We start from the raw sequence: 19,712 nt of genomic DNA, 5'->3' as shown, positions 1-19,712 counted from the left end.
GGACCCCGTCACGGATCGGAGGCCGGGCGGCGCCCGGCACATCGACGGGAGGCCGCCGGCGGAGGCGTCCCCCCTTTACCGGCTCTGCTCCGGCGGGGCTTTTCGGGTGCTCGCCCGGGATTTTACCCTGGCGGGCACCCGGTCACCACAGGCGTGCGCAATGAAAAAGGTCGAGGCGATCATCAAGCCGTTCAAGCTCGACGAGGTCAAGGACGCCCTCGCCGAGGTCGGGATTCAGGGCATGACGGTGACCGAGGTAAAGGGCTTCGGTCGGACCGGCGGCAAGAAGGAGGTCTATCGAGGGTCGGCGTATGTCGTCGACTTCGTCCCGAAGGTGAAGGTCGACATCGTCGTGCCGGACAGCATGGTCGGCGACGTGATCGACGCCATCGAGAAGAGCGCCAAGACGGGTCGGATCGGCGACGGCAAGATCTTCGTCGTCCCCGTCGAGGAGGCCGTGCGGATCCGCACGGGGGAGCGCGGCGAGGACGCCATCTAGGCGAGCCGCGGGCAGAGCGTTACAGGGCATTCGCAGCGGGTCGCAGGCTCGACAACCCAGGCAGCCAACAGCGAGCACGAGCCAGCGCGCCGTAGAATCACATCCAGCGAGAGCAGCGAGTCAGCGAGGAAAGAGAAGATCATGAAGGCCAAAGATGTCGTCGCGTTTGCGAAGGAAAACGACGTAAAATTTGTCGATCTCAAGTTCATCGATCTGCCCGGCATCTGGCAGCACACGACCGTCCCGGTGTCCCGTCTGAACGAGGACATCTTCGAGGAGGGGATCGGCTTCGACGGCTCGTCGGTGCGCGGCTGGCAGCCGATCAACGCGAGCGACATGCTGATGACGCCCGATCCGACGACGGCGAAGCTCGACCCCTTCCACGCCCAGAAGACGCTCAGCCTGATCTGCAAGATCAGCGACCCCGTCACCGGCCAGCCCTACGGCCGCGACCCCCGTTACATCGCCCAGAAGGCGGAGAACCACCTCCGTCAGAGCGGCATCGCTGACACGACCTACTTCGGGCCCGAGGCCGAGTTCTTCGTCTTCGACTCGATCCGCTACGAGAGCTCGCCGCGCGGCGCCTTCTACGAGATCGACAGCGACGAGGCGGTCTGGAACACCGGCAAGGCCGGCCTGAACCTCGGCCACAAGATCCGGTCGAAGGAGGGCTACTTCCCCGTTCCGCCGACCGACACGCTCGCGGATCTGCGCGCGGACATGATGTCCACGCTGATCGAGACCGGCATCGCGGTCGAGGTCGGCCACCACGAGGTGGCGTCGGCCGGGCAGTGCGAGATCGGCATCAAGTTCTCGACGCTGACCACGATGGCCGACAACCTCATGTGGTTCAAGTACGTCATCAAGAACGTCGGCCGCAAGCACGGCAAGTCGGTGACGTTCATGCCGAAGCCGCTCTTCGGCGACAACGGCAGCGGCATGCACTGCCACCAGTCGCTCTGGAAGGAGGGCAAGCCGCTCTTCGCCGGCGACGGCTACGCCGGGCTGTCCGACACGGGCCTCTGGTACATCGGCGGCATCCTGAAGCACGCGAAGTCGATCGCGGCGCTCACCAACCCGACGACGAACAGCTACCGCCGGCTCGTCCCGGGCTACGAGGCGCCCGTGAACCTCGCGTACTCGAGCCGCAACCGCTCGGCGTCGATCCGCATCCCGCTGCCGCCCGGCAACAGCCCGAAGGGCCGCCGCATCGAGGTCCGCTTCCCGGACGCGAGCTGCAACCCGTACCTCGCCTTCGCGGCCATGATGATGGCCGGCCTCGACGGCATCCAGAACCGGATCGACCCGGGCGACCCGCTCGACAAGGACATCTACGCGCTCTCGCCCGAGGAGCTCAAGGAAGTGCCGCACATGCCGGGCTCGCTCGACGAGGCGCTCAGCTCCCTCGAGCGCGACCACGAGTTCCTCCTCCGCGGCGACGTCTTCACCCGCGACATCATCAAGACCTGGATCGACTACAAGCGCGAGCGCGAGGTCGACGCGATCCGGCTCCGCCCGGTCCCGCACGAGTTCTTCCTCTACTACGACGTCTGATCACCCCCGCCCGAGGGGCAGCGCAGGGTCCGGCGCACGGGAAACCGCGCTGCGACCCTCGCTGCCCGCGCTCTTCATCGCTCGCCACCCCGTTCGTCGAGCGCCGGTGACGCGAGAGGCGCCGCGGCGCCTCGACATCCAGGCTTTTCCGTCCATCGCCGCGGCCCCTCGGGCCGCGAGGCCGGCTGTCGTCTCCGCGGCCCGCGAACTTTTGCTTCCTGCTGGACCGAGCGGCCCGCGGTACCGCTCGTCCATCCGCCGGGTTATCCTCCGGCCCGTCTCCGATGTGGGTCGGGGGTAAGGCATCCCCCTCCCGGAGCTTCCCCGGAGACACCTCGGCGCAGCAGTGAACCCCGGCGATCTCATCCAGTCTCGCTACCGGCTCGTGAAGCTCCTGGGCCGAGGCGCCAGCGGGTCGGTGTGGGCCGCGAAGAACGAGCTCATCGATCGCGACGTGGCGCTCAAGGTGATGCGCCCCGAGGTGGCCGAGGACGCCGTCGCGCTCCAGCGGTTCTTCAACGAGGCGAAGGCGAGCGGGCGCGTGCGGAGCCCCAGCATCGTCGAGATCCTCGACCTCGGTCAGGCCGAGGACGGCTCGCCGTTCCTCGTGTTCGAGCTGCTCGTCGGCGAGGGGCTCGACGAGTGGCTGCGCCGCGAGCACACGATCGAGCCGGAGACGCTCGTCGAGATCTTCATCGGCCTCGCGCGGGCGCTCGACATGGCGCACCAGCAGGGGATCATCCACCGCGATCTCAAGCCCGCGAACATCTACGTGCACAGGAATCACCTGGGCGAGCTCGTGGGGAAGATCCTCGACTTCGGGATCAGCAAGGTGCTGGAGAGAGAGCACAACTTCTCGCTGACCCATACGGGCTGCGTCGTCGGATCGCCGGCGTACATGTCGCCGGAGCAGGCCGCGGGGCGCGAGGACCTCGACGGCCGCGCCGACATCTGGTCGCTGGGCGTCGTCATGTACGAGGCGCTGACAGGGACGCTCCCGCACCAGGCGCCGAACTACAACGCGCTCATGGTCCGCATCCTGAGCAAGGACTGCGATCCGATCGCCTCGCGCCGGCCTGGGCTCCCGCCGCGCCTCTGCCACATCGTCGACGCCTGCCTCCGGCGCGAGCGCGACGAGCGGGTCGCCTCGGCGGGCGTGCTCGCGAAGGAGCTCGAGGCCTTGCTCCGCGAGCTGCGCGCCGCGCGCTTCCGGGGGCGGCGGGGGCGGCGCGCCTCGGACGTCGTGCTGGGCGACACCCTCGCGCCGGAGAGCGCCGCGATGCGCGGCGGCGGCGCCGCCGGGACGCTGGGGCGGCTCGTGCAGCACGGCAGGCGGCTTCCGCCGGCCATGCTCGTCGCGGCGGGGCTCGGCGTCGTGTTCTGGGCGATGGTGCTCGTGCTCCTCGGCAGGTACTGGACCCGCTGAGCGGCGCCCTCGGCCGCGGCCCCCTGCCACCGCGAGCGGCGCGATCCCGCGCGCGGGCCGGTGGACGGCGGCGAGCGGCCCGCGCGCGCGCCGGCGGCGGGCGTCGGGCGGCGTCTCGTGGAGCGAAGGGTCGCGCGCTCGACGTCAGAGGCGCGGCGCGCTCGTGCTCGCGGCGGGCGCGTGCGCGCGGCGGTCGCCCAGCGCGTCGCAGCGATGCGCGTGCGCATCGGGCGCGTGCGGCTCCGCCGGCCCGGGCGCAGGCGCGTCGCCCTCGCCGAGCATGCCGCCGAACCACGCGCGAGGCCCGAGCCGCGCGAAGCTCGAGAGCAGCAGCGCGCCGAGCGCCGCCGCGCAGATCCACGCGACGGGGGCGTGCTCGCGGGCCGCGAGGCCGTGGAGCTCAGGGACCGCGGCGGCGGGGACGAGCGCGTTCGCGGCGAGGCCCATCGCGACGGCGAGGGCGACGCTGGCGAGCGCGAAGGCGGCGGCGGCGCGCGCGCCGAGCGACCGCTTCAGCGCGGCGAGCGCCGCGGCGCTGGTCGAGGGCCCCACCACGAGGAGCGCGAGCGCCGCGCCGACCGAGAGCCCCTTGTGGACCATCACCGCGGCGAGCGGCGTCGCGCCCTGCGCGCACACGTAGACGGGCGCCGCGATGAGGGCGCTCACCACGACGCCGGCCGGCGCGCCGAGCGCGCGCGCAGCGGCCGGATCGAGCGTCGCCTCGAGCGCGGCGGCGAGCGCGAGGCCGACGACGTACCACGCGGCCACGCGATCGAGCGCCGGACCGGCGGCCTCGGCGGCGGCGGCGCGGAGCCGCGCGCCCAGCGACGCGGCGGCGCCCGCGACGGCGGGCGGCGCGCTGCTGCGCGGCGCCGCGCCGGGAGCGCCGGCCGCCCTGGCGACGAGGCGCGCGAGCAGCACTGCGAGGAGGGCGCTGCCCGCGACGCGCGCCGCGGTGAACGGCAGGCCGAGCAGCTGCAGCGACATCAGCGCGCCGCCCACGTCGAGCGCCGGCGCGAGCGCGGCGAGGGAGAGCATCGCGGCGACCGGAGGGCCGCCGCGCGGCCGTCTGGTCGCGCGATGCGGGAGGAGCGCGCGCAGGAGCCCCGCCGCGGCGAGCCCCGCGAGCATCGCGGGCGCGGTCGCGACGAACAGCGAGCCCAGCGACCCGGCGATCGACGGCTCGGGCCCGTGCGCGTGCGTGAAGACGCTCTCCTCACCGGGGAGCGCGAGCGCGGCGCAGAGCCCCGAGACGAAGGCGACGGCGCTCGCGGCCCGCGCCGTCTGGCTCCGGGGCGGCGCCTCGTGCGTGTGGACGACGAGCCGCAGGAGGACGCCGAGGCCGAGGGCGATGAACACCTCGAGCGACGCGTGCGGGAGGCCGTCCATGAGGCGCTGCCCGAGGAGGGCGCCGAGCAGCGTCAGCAACCCGAGGAGACCGAGGCGCAGGGCGAGCTGCCGCCACCCCCAGGCGGGCAGGAAGCGCGCCGCGAGCGAGAGCCCCTCGGGGAGCCGATGCACGAGCACGGCGCTCGCGATGAGCAGCCCGTCTGCGCCGCCGTCGGCCGCGGCCGCGGCCAGCGCGAGCCCGGCGCCGTCGAGCAGACCGTGGACGGCGAGCGCCGAGAACGCGATCTCCCGGCCCAGGACCTCGCCGGTGTCGCGCCGCCGGTGCTCCGTGAGCGAGAGCGCGAAGTACCCGAGCGCCGTCCAGAGGACCGCCTGCGGCCCGATCTCCTCGACGGCGTGCGGGAGGTGGCGCGCGAGGACCAGGGTGGGGACGAGCCCGAGCGTCAGCCCGTCGAGCGCCGACGTCGGCAGCGCCCTGCGCCGGCCGAGCGCCACGAGGAGCGGCCCGGTGGCGAGGCCGACGATCGACAGGGCGACGACGAGCGCGAGCATGGGCGCTTGGCGCTATGCCCGAGCGACGGACCCCAATCAACATCAAATTGATGTTGCAATCGAGCTGCAAACAGCCGCCGCGCCCCCCCGCGAGGCGGCGCCTTTTCGCGATCGTCGGGCTCGCCACGCGGCTCCGGCAGGCCCGAGCTCAGGGCTGCCGCGCGGCTCCGCTGGCTCCGGCTCGGACCGACGCGCGGCTCGGATCGACGCGGCGGCTCAGGCCGGCCCGCGGCTCAGACCGACGCGCGGCTCAGGCGGGCCCGCGGCTCAGGGCCGCCGCGCGAGCCCGCGCGCCGGCTCAGGGCTGCACGCACCGGTCGCAGCGACCCTTGATCTGGATCTGGAGACCCTTGCGGCGCAGCGCGCGGGGCGCACCGCGCGCCGCCTTGATCTCGATGCTCTCGTCGGGGAGGCAGAGCACATCTCCGCACGTGTCGCACATGAAGTGGGGGTGCTCGTCCTTCGCGTGCTCACCGCTGCCCTCGCGCAGCTCGAACCGCCACAGGTGGTCGCCCATGTCGGTGCGGCGCACGAGCCCCGCATTCGTGAGATCGATCAGGTTCCGGTAGATGGTGGCGCGATCCCACCCCTTGGGAGCGAGCTCGGCCGCGAGCTCGGCGTGGCTCACGGGCGTCCGCGAGCGGCCGAGGCTCTGCAGCACGGCGATGCGCGGCGAGGTGGCTCGTAGGCCGGTCGCCCGGATCTGCTCGCGGAGCTGCTCCGCGGACTGACCTGCTTTCGTACGCGCCATGCGAGACATCTACCGTCGCCAGGACAGTACTGCAATCAGGATGCACGGAGCTCACCGGACGCGCGCCCCGGGCCGGCCGCAGGGGCGAGTGAGATCGCCCGACCGCCGCGCGGCTCGCCCCGCCGCGCCCGTGCTCGGCGAGGCCGCCGCCGAGGGACCACCAGACCGGCGACCGCGCCCTCTCCCGCCGCGGCCGCGGCCGCGGCCGCGCGTGCGCCGCGCAGCCCGGGGCGAGCCGGCACAGCGAGCGCGGCCGTGGGTCCGAGATCGATGAAGATGGCAGATGGCGAGTTGGACAACCTCGTGGGGCCTCGATTCGAGCGTGGCTCAAACTGCACAGGCAAGGCGGATGAGCCGCGGCGCGGTGTTCCTCAGAAGGCTTTTCGAAACCTGGGTGAGCTCCCCGAGCCTGCTGCCGAATACGCAGAGGACATGGAACAGGCGGAGCCGCCATCGTCCCGGTCGTCGCGTCTGGTCTCGACTCGAGGGTCACTTCTGGAGAGCGCCGATCTCGGCGCGTGCTCCATAATGGAGCGATCGCTCCATGTTGGAGCAGCCGAGGTGTCGCTCTGCGCGTATCGTTGCGCCGCGTCATGGGGGGGTGCGCGCTCGACGGATCCTCTGGCGTTCGGCGAGATGACGCAAGGCGACCAAGACGTGGAATCTCACCTTGTCGTCGTGCGTGAAATCAGCCCTTTTGGAATTGAACTGATTGTCATCGCGGATATATATTCCTGCTTCCTTTGCGGGGCCTGAACCAAGGAGAATGTCCATGCGAGCTCGGACGCGTGCGGAGGTACTTGCCTTAGTCTTGATCGCTGCCTTGAGTGCCGCCGCGTGCAACGGCGAGCCCGCCGCCCCGGCGGAGCAGGAAGCGCCGGCGGTCGTCGACGCCGAGCCCGAGCAGGTGGAGGCCGCGCCGGCTCCCCTCCGGCGCAGCTGCGCGACCGTCGAGCTGAGCGAGGCTGAGAGGGATGCGGTCGATCAGTTCGTCCGCAGCCGGGTGGCGGCCGGATTCACCGTGGAAGGGCCGGTCCAGATCCCCGTGCACTTCCACGTCATCAACAAGGGAACGGGTCTACGGAACGGCGACGTGCCCGATTCCATGATCAACGAACAGATCAGGGTGCTCAACGAGGCTTACGCGACCACGCGCTTCAGCTTCGTTCTGGAGTCGGTCGACCGGACCACCAAGGCGGAATGGTACACCATGTCGCTCGGCTCCACGGCAGAACGGCAAGCCAAGAGGGCGCTCCGTAAGGGTGGTCCCGACCACCTCAACCTGTACACCGCCAACCTGGGCGGCGGTCTACTCGGCTGGGCGACGTTCCCCTCGGACTACTCGGCTAAGCCGAGCGACGACGGCGTCGTCATCCTGTACTCCTCGTTGCCGGGCGGCAGCGCGGCGCCGTACAACGAGGGAGATACGGGGACGCATGAGGTCGGACACTGGCTCGGCCTCTACCACACGTTCCAGGGCGGCTGCAGCACCAAGAAGGGTGACGAGGTCGACGACACGCCGGCTGAGCGCAGCGCCTCGTATGGCTGCCCCATGGGCCGGGACACCTGCGGGGGCGGTGGTGTCGACCCGATCACGAACTTCATGGATTACACCGACGATTACTGCATGAACTCGTTCACGGCGGGTCAGGCTGCCCGCATGTCGGCGCTCTGGGACGCGTATCGTTGAACGGGAGATGATGTGAGAGCGCAGCCGGCGAGAGGCGGAGAGCTCCGCCGCTCGCCGGCTGGCGAGGCGCGATCGTCAGAGGACGATCACGCCGACTTGACCTGCGCCCGGCCCTCGAAGCGCTGGCTCTCGGGGAGGACGCGAGGCGCGGGCTTGGCCTGGGGCGCGCTCTCGCCGTCGTCGCCCTGCGCGATGCGCTGCTGGCGGCGGGTGCCGGCCTGGACACCGAAGTAGACGCCGAGGAACGTCACGAGACCCCAGCCGAGCAGGCCGGCGGCGATGAGGCCGGTCTGGCGCGAGGCGTCGCTGCCGAGCTGGCTCATCTCCTCCATCGGCGCCGACAGCTTGCTCACCTCCTTCATCGGCTCGCGCAGCGTCGCGACCTGCTCCATCGGCTGCCGCAGCCCGGCGACGTCGCGCATCGGCGCGTTCAGGGCGGCGACGTCGCGCATCGGCGCGTTCAGGGCGGCGACGTCCTCGAGCGGGGCGCGGATGCCCGCGAGGCTCTCGTTCATCGCCGCGATCGTCGCCTTCATCTCGCTCAGCCGGTCCATCGACTGCTCGAGGCTCGCGGTCTGCCGCAGGCTCTGCTGCATCGCGTCCATCGACCCCTTGAGCTCGGCCAGCCGATCCATCGCCTCCTGCATCTCGGCGACCTTCTCCATCGGCTGGCGCAGCTCGGCCAGCCGATCGAGGCTCTGCTGCGAGTCCCGCAGCGTCCGATTCGAATCTTCGATCGTCGACCGCGTGCGCCGCATCTCCTCGGTGGTCGCCTGGATGGAGCGCGTGTTCGTGTCGACCATCGTCGCCATGCCGCAGCCCGTCGACGCGAGGACGAGCAGCGTCACCGGCGCAATCTGACGGATTCCCTTCCAATGCATATCCGATCGTTGATGCCTCGAAGGCGTCGCGTCAACGTGCATTTGACGCGGTGCGCTGGAATATGACATAGCCGTGTCCGGGGGGTGAGGCGCTGTGGGATGGTGCGCAGCGCGCACCACAGGTTTCGCGGCGCGCGGCGCGTCCTCGCACGCTGCTGTGAACTGTCGGTGTCGGTTCGGCGGACGTTGGCGCGCCGGGCGCCGGAAGCGGGATGAGGGAGAGGTCGAGCGCGCGGCCGCGACGCGCGTGGCGCCCCCCAGCGCCGCTGTCCGGGGCTTCAACGCGGGCGAGGGGCATCTCATGCCGGCGCGGCGAGCGTCAGGGAACGCCCGGCGGCGTCCGCGGGGCGGGGGCGCTCACGGCGCCGGGCGGCGAGGGCGGGGCGCGCCGGCGCGGAGGACGAGCGCGGCCAGGGCCGCGAGCGCGGCCGCGGCGAGCCAGGCAGGCCGGCCGAAGGCCCGCGTCCCCGCCGCGAGGGCGCCGTCGACCCACGTGACGTCGAGCAGGGAGCCGCGCAGGCCCGCGCCCGCGAGCGCGGTGAAGCTCGCGTGGGCGGCGATCGGCGCGAGCACACCGCGGCCGCGCAGGAAGAGCGCCGCGGCGAGCGCGCCGAGCGCCGCGGCGAGGGCGAAGCTCGACACGGTCGCGCCCGGCGCGAGCCCGAGGGCGGCGCCGTGCGCGAGGGCGGAGAAGGCGATCGCGTGGCGGGTCGAGATGCCGGCGCGCGCCGCGGTGGCGAACGGAATGCCGGTGAGCAGGAGCTCGTCGCGCACGGCGAGCGCGATCGCGCGCGCCACGGCGAAGCCGAAGCTCGCCGAGGGCGCGCCAGCGTCGACGGTCGCCCAGCCGAGGAGCGCGGAGACGCCGAGCGTCAGCAGCACGGCCAGGGCGCCCAGGGCCGCGCCGAGCCCGACGCGGCGGGCGAGGCGCGCGCGGCGGCCCGGGCCCTCCGGCTCCAGCGGGTCGATCCACGGCACGCCCGCCCGCGACGCGACGAGGTCCGCGACGACGGCGCCGGCGAGCGCCGCGGCGAGCGGGCTGGACGACAGGAGCGCGGAGACGAGCTGCAAGGCGGCGGCGAGGCCGACGAGCCAGGCCGCGCCGAGCGCGAGCTCGACCAGACGACGGCGCTGCGGCTGGGCGCGGCCGGGCCGGGGGCGGCCTTGCTCCGCGGCGTTCAGTGGAGCGTGTGCCACTGGCCGTTGTGCTCCACCTTCGGGACGTCCGCGTCGCCGTCCCCGTCGCCGCGATGCCGGGCGCCCAGGGTCGCTACGAGCTGGGCCGTGGACGGGCGCGAGGACCGGTGGCGCATCTCCACCGCCTCGCGCGCCGCGCGGAGCCGCCGGCGCGGCGCCGGCGGCGGCAGCGACCTCCGGGCGCGGAGCCGCTGTACGGCCAGCTTGCCCGCCACGACCAGCGCGATCAGCAGCAGCGAGCCGGCCAGCACCGGGACGAAGCCGTAGCGACGCGCGACGTCGGCGCGCCACGCGAGCTCGAGCTCGCGGCCGGTGGAGGCGTACGCGACCTCGAGCGCGGCCGCGAGCGGGGCCCCGGCGCGCACCTCGTCGAGGGCGCGCGCGAAGCGCTGCCGGCGCTCGATGTCGACGAGGTAGCGGACGACGTCGGCCGCCTGCGCGTGAGCCAGCGAGCCGGCCGTGTCCCCGGCGTCCGAGAGGCTCGCCTCGAGCTCGTCGAGCGGGAGGAGGCGGCCCCGGAGCGCGGCGATGGAGAGCCGCTGCGCGCGACCGGCGACGCCGTCGCCCGCGGCGTGCGCGGCGAACCCCTCGTGGAACCAGCGCGGGATCGGGGCGCCGCCCGTCGCCTCGTCGAGGGCCAGGTGCGCGAGCGCGTGGCGGAAGGCGCTCTCGAGATCGGGCGCGTCGACGCCGAGCCGCGGGGCGTCGCTCAGGACGGCGAGCCGCAGCGCGCCGAAGGAGACGGCGGTCGCCGGGCCCGCGACGCCGCCAGGGACGAGCCGGTCGAGCTCGGCGGGGGAGGCGGCGATCCGGACCTTCACCGGAGCGGCCAGCGTCTCGCGGCCGAGCAGGGCGCCGAGCTCGGCGCGGACGGCGTCGGCCCGGGCGAACAAGGGGCGGACGCGATCGCGGGTCGACGGGTGGTAGGCGAGCTCGATCCAGCCGAGATCCTGGGTGAGGTACTCCGGCGGGGGCGGCGGGACGGAGGGAGCGGCCGCGCCGCTCTCCGCCGCGGCGGGCGCGTCGTAGACGCGGGGCGCGGCGCTGGCGGCGCGCGAGGGCGCGGCGCCGAGCGCGAGGCACAGGAGCGCGGTGAGCCGCAGCCCCAACGCCGCCGAGCTGCGCCGGCCGGAGCGCGTCATGGAGCGATCCGACCCCGGAGGTGCACGGTCTCGCCGTCGCCGTCGCCCGTCTGGGCGAGCACGAGCACCACGATCCCGGTCGCGACCACGCCCGCGAGCGGACCCCAGAACCAGGGAGAGCTCCACATCGAGCGCTGCGCCGGCGCGCCCTGGCCGCCGGCCGGCGCCTTGGATGCCGTCAGGTCGACGCCCGCGCGAGGGCCCACGGGGCCGCGCTGCGGCGCCGCGTGGGCGGACGCGGACGGCGCGGCGGCGCGATCGGCCGCGCCTGCCGCGCGCTCGTCGCCGGCGAGCAGCGCGCGGACGGCCGCGCCCGCGCCGGGCCAGTCGAACGTCGCGTCGGCGGGGGCGGCCGCGCCGTCCGCGGTCGCGCCCGCGCCGCCCGCGGCGCGCTGGACCGTCGCGCCGAGCTCGAGCGGCGCGTAGCTCGCGCCCGCGACCCGGAGCACGCGCGCCACGGGGTGGCCGTGCGCCGTGGTCACCGCCACGACGAGCGCCGCGCCCGCGCCCGCGCCGAGCGACGCGAGCAGGCTGCGGGCGACCGGCTCGGACTCGGCGCGACCGGCGGAGCGGCGCACCTCGGCGAGCTCCTTCACGGCGGCCGGCGCGTCGGGCCGCGGCGGATCGCCGGTGAGCACCTGCGCGGCCGCCTCGTCGATGGGCGGGCGCAGCGCCGGGTCGCGGTAGATCGCGCGCGCGAGCGCTCGAGCGGCGTCGGCGCTCGCGTCGTCCACCGCCACGACGACGGCGCCGCGAAGGGCCGACCGGGGCGCGACGGCGCTCGGCGCGGCGCCCGAGGGGGCCTCCGCCGCGGCGGCGCCTCCGTCGCGCGGCGCCTGCGGCGCGGCGGCCCCGCCGCCAGGCGGAGCGTCGGCCAGCGCCGGCGCGGCCGCCAGGCCGAGCGCCATCGCGACGAGGCCCGGGGCAGCCGGCGGACAGCGGGACATGCGTTTACCGTACGGAGGCCGCGGGCGAGCGTCAAACGGCGCGCGGCGCGGCGTCACGTCACAGCCAGCCGTGCTCGCGGTACCAGGCGACCGCCCGGCGCGTCCCCTCCGCCCATCCCACCTGCGGCTCCCAACCGAGCTCGCGGCGGGCGTCGCCCGAGTCGCAGACCCAGTGCGACGCGGCGAGCTCGTTCAGCTTGTCGCGCGTCAGCATCACGGGCTTGCCCGTGAGGCGGCCGAGCCCCTCGCTCGCGAGCGCGGCGCCCCGCACGAGCGAGAACGGCACGCCGAAGCGGACGAGCGCCCGCGCGCCGAGCGCCGCCTCGACGTGCGCCAGCATGTCGCGCCACACGTACACGCCGCCGTCGTCGATGAAGTAGGCCCGGCCGCTCGGCACGTCGGCCTCGAGCGCGCGGATGCACGCCGCGGCCGCGTCCGAGGCGTAGATGACGCTGAGCGTGTTCCTGCCGTCGCCGAGCATCGGGAGGAAGCGGCGCGCGACGCTCTGGAAGAACGCGAACGACTCCTGATCGCGCGGGCCGTAGATCATCGGGGGCCGCAGGACGACGACGGGCAGCGCGTCCTTCTCGGCCAGGACCAGCCGCTCGGCCTCGAGCTTCGAGCGCCCGTAGCGCGTCACCGGGGAGGGGCGCGCGTCGGCGGCGACCGGGCGCCCGTCGAGGCTCGGGCCGATGGCGGCGAGGCTCGAGACGAACACGAACCGCTTCATGGACGGCGCGGCCTTCGCGGCGTCGAGCATGTTCCGCGTGCCGCCGACGTTGACCCGGAAGAACTCCGCCTCGTCGCGCGCCTTGACCAGCCCGGCCGAGTGCACGATCGCGTCGACGCCCGGCGCGTCCAGGACCGCGCGGCGGACGCTCTCCGCGTCCTCGATGGCGCCGTACGCGAGCTCGACGCCGCGCAGCGACGACAGGAACTTCGTGCTCGACGAGCGCCGCACGAGGGCCACCACGCTGTGGCCCTTCTGCACGAGCTGCTCGGCGACGTGCGAGCCGAGGAACCCGCTCGCGCCCGTGACCAGCACCCTCATCGATCCGCTCCTCCTGCGCCCGCGCCCCTGTCGCTCACAGCGCCCGCTCGTAGATCCGGTACTTCTTGTAGATCCGGCCGCCCATCAGCCGGATACCCGCGTTGATGGCGGCGTTGTCCTCCAGCGTCCACCCGAGCTCCCCGCCCGTCATGCCGAGCAGGTGCGCCGAGCGGTTCATCTCGACGTAGAGGAAGGCGCTGAGCCCGGCGTAGCGCCGCACGTGGCGCCACTTCTTGCGGATGCCGAGCACGACGAGGCGCCCGCTCTTGGGGCCGCGCACGCGCAGCCGCCACAGCAGCTTGAAGATCCCGGTCGGGAGGAGCTTGCCGTGGAAATCCTTGATCAGCTCGTTGAGATCCGGCAATCCGAGCGACACGGCCGCCGGCTCGCCGTCGATGAACGTGAGCCTCGTGAGCTCGGGCAGCAGGATGAGCCGCACGTCCTCCGCCCACTTGACGAGCTCCTTCTCGGTCATCGGGACGAAGCCCCAGTTGTCGCTCCAGGCGTCGTTGAAGACGTCCATGAGGATGCGGATGTCGCGGAGCAGGTTCTTCGGATCGCCGCAGCGCGTGTGCACCTCCGGCATCGCCAGGATCTCGGCGTGGGCCTTCTCCGCCCGGGCGGGGATGTCGCCGACCTCGTAGCGCCACGCGTAGAGGTCCTTCACCTTCTCGAGCCCCGCGCCCTCGGTGAGCCGGCCCTGGTGCGGCCGGTGGTAGGACATCATCAGCACCGGCGGGTGCTCGAAGCCTTCGACGAGGCAGCCGACCTCCTCGTTGATCGAGAGCGAGTAGGGCCCCCGCATGCGCTTCATCCCGCGCGCGCGCAGCCAGCCCGCGGCCTCGGCGAGCAGCGCCTGCGCCGTCTCGGCGTCGTCGATGGTGTCGAAGAAGCCGAACATGCCCGTCTCGTCGCGGTGGACCCGGAGGTGCTCGTGGTCGACCTGCGCGGTGATCCGCCCCGCCGGCCGGCCGTCCTTGTACGCCACCCAGGCCGTGCCCTCGGCGTGCTCGAAGAACGGGTTCTTCTTCTTGTCGAGCCGATCGGAGATGTCCAAGTCGAGCGGCCGGATATAGTTGGGCTCACCCTCGTAGACCGTGTCGACAACGTTGAGGAAGTCCTTGAGGACCTTCTTGTCGCCCTTCCGAAGCTCGCGGATCTCGATGGCCATACGGCGCAAGCCCGTACCTTCCGGGGCTCGGCGCCGCAAGGGGATCGCGCGGGCGCGGGCCGGCGCTGATCGCAGCGCGCGGCGCGCGCGGAGCCGGTAAGCTCTCGCGGAGGGCGGCTGTCCGGCCCCCCGGCAACTCAGGTGGACGCACCATGATGACCCCGAAGGAGTTCCAGAGGCAGTTCAAGCGGCTGCTGATGAGCCGCGTTGAAGGCATGGATTGGGAGGACAAGCTCGCCCGGGTCCGCCAGTACCTGCGGCAGCTCGAGGCGCGCCAGAGCCCGGAGGAAGAGTCGGCCGAGCTCTCGCCGTCGCTGGAGCTCATCCCGTTCGAGCCGGGCAAGCGGCCGGTCGACGAGGCGCTCTACCCGGGGCACGGGTGCAGCGAGCGCGTCGGCTGCATCAACACCTCGGGCGACCCCTCGGAGCTCGGCGACGAGGTGTGGCTGCTCTACCGGCTGCGCGACCTCTACGCGTTCGTCGCGCCGTTCGAGCGATCGTTCGAGGTGACCATGTCGGCGTGGTTCCTCCCGGCGAGCCCCGGCGACGGCGAACCGTGCCCCGTGCCCGGCATCATCGACCTGCCGCTCAGCCCGCAGATGGTCTCGACGTCGTCCTACCCGGTCCCGATGCTCGAGCCCGCGCCGTGGAACTCGTTCCACCAGACGGTCTACGTCGCCACCATCGCCCCGGCGCGGCACCTCGTGCCGCACCCCCCGGGCGAGGACACGGGCGGCGGCTATCACTGGATCGACCTGCCCGAGTCCTTCCGGCGGCGCATCACCGACGGCGCCGATCCGTTCACCTTCGCGAGCCTGTTCCGGCAGCAGCTCCGGGTCGAGATCAAGCTCAGCGAGGCGGGCAGGACGGTCTCCTCCGAGTCGACGGACATCGAGATCTTCGACACCGGCCGGTTCGGCTCGCTCTACGCGCGCCTGCTCGACCGGCTCGTCAAGGCGGACACGGAGATCCAGCAGCGGGCGCTCGGGATCGACGAGCTCCACGTCGGCTATCACCCGTGGTTCCCCGTGCTCACCATCGGCATGGACAAGGCCCTCCTGTACCTGCGGGCCATCCATCAGGACCTCGAGCAGCACCGGCGCAACCTCCCGGACCCCCGGTGGCTCCTCCGGGTGGGGCTCTACCTCGAGCTGCTCACGTGCGTCGGCATCTTCGAGGCGGTGAAGGATCAGTACCCGGACATGCTGTCGCCCGGGGAGCGCGAGGCGTTCGAGCGCGGCGAGGCGTTCGCGCCCATCCGCGCCGCGGTCGACGTGGCGGCGTGGAAGCAGGTCTGGGAGCTGCGGCACATCGCGCCGCGCGCCGCCGGCTTCTTCGCGGCGGGCCCGGTGAGCCTGACGAACCTGATGCGCAAGCAGAAGGCCACGCTCGCCTTCCTGCACGCCCACCACGCCGACCTGCAGAAGGCGATCGAGCTCGCCGGCAACAACCTGTGGAACGCGCAGGAGACGTGGCACCGGGTGTTCCGCGACGCGGAGCGGGCGGTGCTCAAGAACAGCGTGCTCGCGTTCCCAGAGCTCGCGCACCTCGACCCGCGGTGGCGCGACTTCGCGCTCTGGCACCAGCGCGGCGACATGCGGCTGTTCGGGCTCAGCCTCATGCCCGAGGCGCTGACCGCGCTCTTCGGCGATCAGGACGGCATCTTCCCCGCCGCGTGCCGGCAGTACCGCAAGTCGATGAACGACGTGGCCCGCTGGGCCGCCGAGCGGAGCCTCATGGATTACACGGGCGACGAGTGCATCCCGCGGAACGCGAGCCTGCTCGAGGCGTACATGGAGAAGAACCCGTCGCTGCTCGCCGCGCTGCAGCGGCGCGACGGCTACGGGGCCGCGGCGTCGATCGAGCTCGACGAGCCGAGCAAGGCGCCGCGCGAGGCGAGCGCCGAGGACATCATGACGCTGCTCCGGCGGACGCCGGTCTTCAAGCCGCTGCTCGATCGCGAGCTCCGCAAGCTCGCCACGAAGGTGCGCCGGATCGAGTACGGCCCGCTCGACCGGATCGTGCTGCAGGGGCAGCGGGACTCGTCGATGTTCGTGGTCGCGTCGGGCGCGGTCGAGGTCCTGGTGCGGCACCCGGACGGGCAGGACTCGACGGTGGCGGCGCTCGAGAAGGGCGCCGTCTTCGGCGAGTTCGCGCTGCTCACGGGCGAGGAGCGCACCGCGACGGTGCGCGCCGTCGACGAGGTGGTGCTCTACCAGATCACGAAGGAGGCGCTGCAGCCGATCATCGAGGCGCGCCCGCAGCTCGTGATCGAGCTCAGCCTGCTCATGGCCTCGCGCCAGGCCCACCTGCGCGACGCGGCCGAGCGCTACATCGAGGCCGAGGAGAAGGTGCGGAGCCTCGCCGGGCGCATCCGGCGGTTCGTCCTCGGCTGAGCGCGGGGCCGCTCGCGCCCCGGCCGGGCGAGCGGCCGCTCGCGAGCCGGCCTGGCGCGGGGCTCGAGCGCCCGGCGAGGCGATCGGCCCCTCGCGCCCGGCCCGGGGGCGCTCAGCCCTTCAGGAGCCACGCGAGGGCGTCGGCCTCCGCGGTGAAGAACGAGTACTCGGGCAGCCCCATGGCGGCCGACAGGCGGGAGATCTGCATCTTCGAGAGCGCGCTGTTCACGAGGTTCGCCGCCTTGCGCATGCCGTGCTCGACCGCGTACGCCATGGTCTGCTCGACATAGGGGCTCACGTCGGGCTTCTGCGGCGGGAAGTCCGCGATGTCGGCGAGCACGTACCAGGGCTTCCCGAGCGTGAGCAGCGTCGCGGCCTTCTGGCGGAACTCGTCGAGGTACGCCTTGCCCTCGTCGATGTCCCAGAACCCCCACACCTTCACGTGGAGGACCCCCGTCGTCGTGTCGGCCCGGACGTGGAACCGCCGCTGCCCGGCGCGCTCGCGCCGCGACGTGGGATCGGACTTCCTCGACGGCTCGCCCGCGGAGGAGCTCGTCCGGCCCGGCGCCTCCGAGGGCCGCGGCCGGGTCTCCGGGGCCCTCGACGTGGGCGGCGGCGACGGGGGCGAGAGCGGGGTGCGGCGCGACGGCGGCGTCTTCGACAGCTCGGGCACGGTGACGGTCGGCACGTCGGCGAAGCCCGCCGACTTGCCGGGCCGCGAGGGCTGCGTCGGGTCGGTGGGGCTCGGGTTCACGCTCGGGCTCGGGCGCGGCGACGGCGACTCGGGCAGGAGCACGACGCGCGACGCCCGCGGGAGCGGCACCTCGAGCGCGACGGCGAGCGCGCTCACCGCGGTGGACGCGCGGTCGAAGCGGTCCTCGGGCTTGAGCGCCGTGGCCTTGAAGAACCAGCCGTCGAACGCGCTCGGCAGCGTGATGGAGCGCCGGCGCGCCGCGCGAACGCTGGGCGACTCCATCGCCCCGCGCAGGAGCTCGGCCGCGAGCAGGTACGGCGACGGGATCGCCTCGGCCTCCTGGGACCAGTACGACTCGCCGACGAGGAGCGCGTACGCGACGTGCCCGAGCGCGTAGATGTCGGCGCGGGGGCCGACGTTGCGCTCGGCCCGGATCTGCTCGGGCGCCATGTACACGGGCGTGCCGAGCATCTGCCGGGTCAGCGTGGAGGCGTGGTGCTGCTCGATGACCTTGGCGATCCCGAAGTCGAGGATCTTCACGCACGGCGAGCCGTCGTCGCGGACCGTGACGAACAGGTTGTCCGGCTTGAGGTCGCGGTGGACGATGTTCGCCGCGTGCGTCTTGTCGAGCGCGAGCGCGGCCTGGAACAGGTAGATCGCGACCTCCTCGGGGGGGAGGAAGCCGCGCTTCTTGAGGAGGCTGCCGAGCTCCTCGCCGCGGAGCAGCTCCATGACGATGAACGGCGTGCCGGTCTCGTCGTCGACCCCGGCGTCCGAGGTCCGGACGATGTGGTCGCTCTCGATGATGCCGGTGATGCGGGCCTCGAGGGAGAAGCGGGCGCGCAGCTCCTCGCTGTCGAGGAGGCTGGGCAGCATCACCTTGAGCGCGCGGCGCGCCGCGGTGACGTCGTCCATCACCTCGTACACGGCGCCCATGCCGCCCGCCTTGATGACGCGCAGCACCTGATAGCGATCGCGAAACCGCGTATTCGGCTGCAGCAGACCGGGCGAGGAGCTCATCCTGCGGCCCTCGATTGAGACATGGTCTGGAACACGCTACCAGCGCCGCTTCCTGCGTCGCAAGGCGCACGGGTAGGGAACGTGCTCACCGCGGGATCGCGCCGCCGCCGGCCGCCTCGGCCTCGGCCCGAGCGGCGCGGTCGAGGAGCGGCTCCAGCGCGCTCCAGAGGGCGCGGACGTCCTGGAAGCGCTCCTCCGGGATGACGGCGAGCGCCCGGGCCACCCAGGCGTCCACCTCGGGCGGCAGATCCGGCCGGAAGGCGTGCAGGCTGGGACGTGGGCCGCGCGCGGCCGCGAGCAGGATGTCGACCCGGCTCGCCCCGGCGAAGGGCACGCGGCCCGCGAGCGCGCGGAAGATCACCGCGCCGAGCGAGTAGATGTCGATCCGGTGGTCGATCTCCTGGGGCCGGCCCTTCCAGACCTCGGGCGCGATGTAGCTGGGCGAGCCCGGGATCGCCCCCTCGCGGGTGAGGGGGTCGGCCTGCATCACCTTGACAAGCCCGAAATCAAGCAAACGCACGCATCCTCGGTTCGCTGCCCCGCGATCGGCCGGCGCGCCGCCGCCGGCGCCGTCGCCCGCAGCGCGGATCGGGTCGCCGGCCGGGGGGCTGCCATGAGCCGCGTGTCCTAGATTACCTTTGTGGCGAGGCGAGCGTGAAGAAGGCGGGCCGCTTGCGTCGATGTCGAGGACGAAGATGTTCGCGGGCTTCAGGTCGCGGTGGACGATGCCGCGGGCGTGCGCGGCGTCGAGCGTGTCGATGATCGGACGGAAGAGCTCGCGGAGCCGGGCGAGGGGGAGCCGCTGGTTGCGCGCCTCGAGCCGGCGCAGCGTCGTCTCGAGATCGCTGCCCTTCAGGAACTCCATCACGATGTAGAGCGTGCCGTCGGGGGCCTCGCTGAAGGCGAAGACCTGCGTCGCGCTGGTGCCGGAGAGCGCGCCCATGGCGCTGGCCTCGCGCCGCATGCGGGCTTTCAGGGCGGGATCGCTGGAGAACTCGGGCCTCAGGTACTTGACTGCGACGTGCGTGCCGGTCTCTTGGTCCAGGGCGCGGTAGACGACGCCATGGCCTCCCTGGCCGACCACCTCGATCAGCTTGTACCGGCCGTCGATGACGTCGTCGATGTCGTGGTCCATCGGCAGGTCCTCGCTGTTCCGAGAGCGCTGCGCCAGCATGCCCGCGGAACGAGCTCAGGTTGTAGCCGCTCCGGCGCCCTGGCGGTAGGGACGGTTGGATGGGGCCCCAGGCCGGCCGGCGGCCGGGCGCGGGGAGGGAGGGCGCGCGGGGAGGGAGGGCGAGCCTGCTGAGGCGAGCGCGCCGTCGGGGAAATGCGACAGGGACATTGCGTGCGGGCTCAGGCATCATCCTAGGAGTCGCGGAAATCACCTGATG

Annotated in this window: 16 protein-coding genes; 6 read left to right on the top strand and 10 right to left on the bottom strand. The window is 73.0% G+C overall.

Going from position 1 to position 19,712, the window contains the following annotated elements; translation table 11 throughout:
• Positions 1–160 precede the first annotated feature (160 nt).
• The 3 genes from WMF26_RS41330 to WMF26_RS41320 all read left to right on the top strand — a co-directional run bounded on the left by WMF26_RS41330 (position 161) and on the right by WMF26_RS41320 (position 3,479).
• Entirely contained in the window at positions 161–499 is a 339-nt protein-coding gene (locus WMF26_RS41330) for a P-II family nitrogen regulator (protein WP_020740275.1), read from the top strand.
• 141 nt (positions 500–640) lie between these two features.
• On the top strand, positions 641–2,053 hold the full coding sequence (gene glnA, locus WMF26_RS41325) for a type I glutamate--ammonia ligase (protein WP_437333624.1): 1,413 nt from the start codon (positions 641–643) through the stop codon (positions 2,051–2,053).
• A 346-nt stretch (positions 2,054–2,399) separates the two neighbouring features.
• On the top strand, positions 2,400–3,479 hold the full coding sequence (locus WMF26_RS41320; protein WP_437333623.1) for a serine/threonine-protein kinase: 1,080 nt from the start codon (positions 2,400–2,402) through the stop codon (positions 3,477–3,479).
• A 144-nt stretch (positions 3,480–3,623) separates the two neighbouring features.
• Here WMF26_RS41320 and WMF26_RS41315 read toward each other — a convergent pair whose 3' ends face one another.
• Together WMF26_RS41315 and WMF26_RS41310 are read right to left on the bottom strand one after the other, a co-directional pair.
• On the bottom strand, positions 3,624–5,381 hold the full coding sequence (locus tag WMF26_RS41315) for a permease (protein ID WP_437997230.1): 1,758 nt from the start codon (positions 5,379–5,381) through the stop codon (positions 3,624–3,626).
• A 298-nt stretch (positions 5,382–5,679) separates the two neighbouring features.
• On the bottom strand, positions 5,680–6,132 hold the full coding sequence (locus WMF26_RS41310) for a Fur family transcriptional regulator (RefSeq protein WP_020740272.1): 453 nt from the start codon (positions 6,130–6,132) through the stop codon (positions 5,680–5,682).
• A gap of 270 nt (positions 6,133–6,402) precedes the next feature.
• Between WMF26_RS41310 and WMF26_RS41305 the strand changes: the two genes are divergently transcribed.
• The gene (locus WMF26_RS41305) at positions 6,403–6,888 is read left to right on the top strand and encodes a hypothetical protein (RefSeq protein WP_437997229.1); all 486 of its coding nucleotides are present in this window, start codon (positions 6,403–6,405) and stop codon (positions 6,886–6,888) included.
• Positions 6,889–6,904: 16 nt separating this feature from the next.
• Entirely contained in the window at positions 6,905–7,822 is a 918-nt protein-coding gene (locus WMF26_RS41300) for a zinc metalloprotease (RefSeq protein WP_437997228.1), read from the top strand.
• Between the two features lie 86 nt (positions 7,823–7,908).
• On the opposite strand, the gene WMF26_RS41295 is transcribed toward WMF26_RS41300, so the two are convergent.
• The 6 genes from WMF26_RS41295 to WMF26_RS41270 form a co-directional block, all read right to left on the bottom strand.
• Entirely contained in the window at positions 7,909–8,703 is a 795-nt protein-coding gene (locus WMF26_RS41295; protein ID WP_437951609.1) for a hypothetical protein, read from the bottom strand.
• A gap of 357 nt (positions 8,704–9,060) precedes the next feature.
• Positions 9,061–9,900, bottom strand: a complete 840-nt coding sequence (locus tag WMF26_RS41290) for a CPBP family glutamic-type intramembrane protease (RefSeq protein ID WP_437997227.1) — start codon at positions 9,898–9,900, stop codon at positions 9,061–9,063.
• Positions 9,882–11,042: a peptidase MA family metallohydrolase gene (locus WMF26_RS41285; RefSeq protein ID WP_437997226.1), complete on the bottom strand. Its 1,161-nt coding sequence runs from the start codon at positions 11,040–11,042 to the stop codon at positions 9,882–9,884. The genes WMF26_RS41290 and WMF26_RS41285 overlap by 19 nt, the downstream gene beginning before the upstream one ends.
• Complete coding sequence (locus tag WMF26_RS41280) at positions 11,039–11,989, bottom strand: hypothetical protein (protein ID WP_437997225.1); 951 nt, start codon at positions 11,987–11,989, stop codon at positions 11,039–11,041. Before WMF26_RS41280 ends, WMF26_RS41285 begins: the two co-directional genes overlap by 4 nt.
• A 58-nt stretch (positions 11,990–12,047) precedes the next feature.
• Positions 12,048–13,040: an NAD-dependent epimerase/dehydratase family protein gene (locus WMF26_RS41275; protein ID WP_437997224.1), complete on the bottom strand. Its 993-nt coding sequence runs from the start codon at positions 13,038–13,040 to the stop codon at positions 12,048–12,050.
• A gap of 34 nt (positions 13,041–13,074) precedes the next feature.
• Positions 13,075–14,211 (bottom strand): hypothetical protein, encoded by a 1,137-nt coding sequence (locus tag WMF26_RS41270; RefSeq protein ID WP_437997223.1) that lies wholly within the window; start codon positions 14,209–14,211, stop codon positions 13,075–13,077.
• Between the two features lie 152 nt (positions 14,212–14,363).
• Between WMF26_RS41270 and WMF26_RS41265 the strand changes: the two genes are divergently transcribed.
• On the top strand, positions 14,364–16,607 hold the full coding sequence (locus WMF26_RS41265; protein WP_061623635.1) for a cyclic nucleotide-binding domain-containing protein: 2,244 nt from the start codon (positions 14,364–14,366) through the stop codon (positions 16,605–16,607).
• Between the two features lie 112 nt (positions 16,608–16,719).
• Here WMF26_RS41265 and WMF26_RS41260 read toward each other — a convergent pair whose 3' ends face one another.
• Positions 16,720–18,321 (bottom strand): serine/threonine-protein kinase, encoded by a 1,602-nt coding sequence (locus WMF26_RS41260; RefSeq protein WP_437997222.1) that lies wholly within the window; start codon positions 18,319–18,321, stop codon positions 16,720–16,722.
• Positions 18,322–18,406: 85 nt separating this feature from the next.
• The gene (locus tag WMF26_RS41255; RefSeq protein ID WP_437997221.1) at positions 18,407–19,456 is read right to left on the bottom strand and encodes a serine/threonine-protein kinase; all 1,050 of its coding nucleotides are present in this window, start codon (positions 19,454–19,456) and stop codon (positions 18,407–18,409) included.
• Positions 19,457–19,712 lie beyond the last annotated feature (256 nt).

It is taken from the genome of Sorangium sp. So ce185, assembly GCF_051526825.1.
In the GTDB taxonomy this organism is placed as follows: Bacteria; Myxococcota_A; Polyangia; order Polyangiales; family Polyangiaceae; genus Sorangium; species Sorangium cellulosum_D.
The sequence above is the reverse complement of the archived record's forward strand: the minus strand, read 5'-3'. Positions and strand labels throughout refer to the sequence as shown.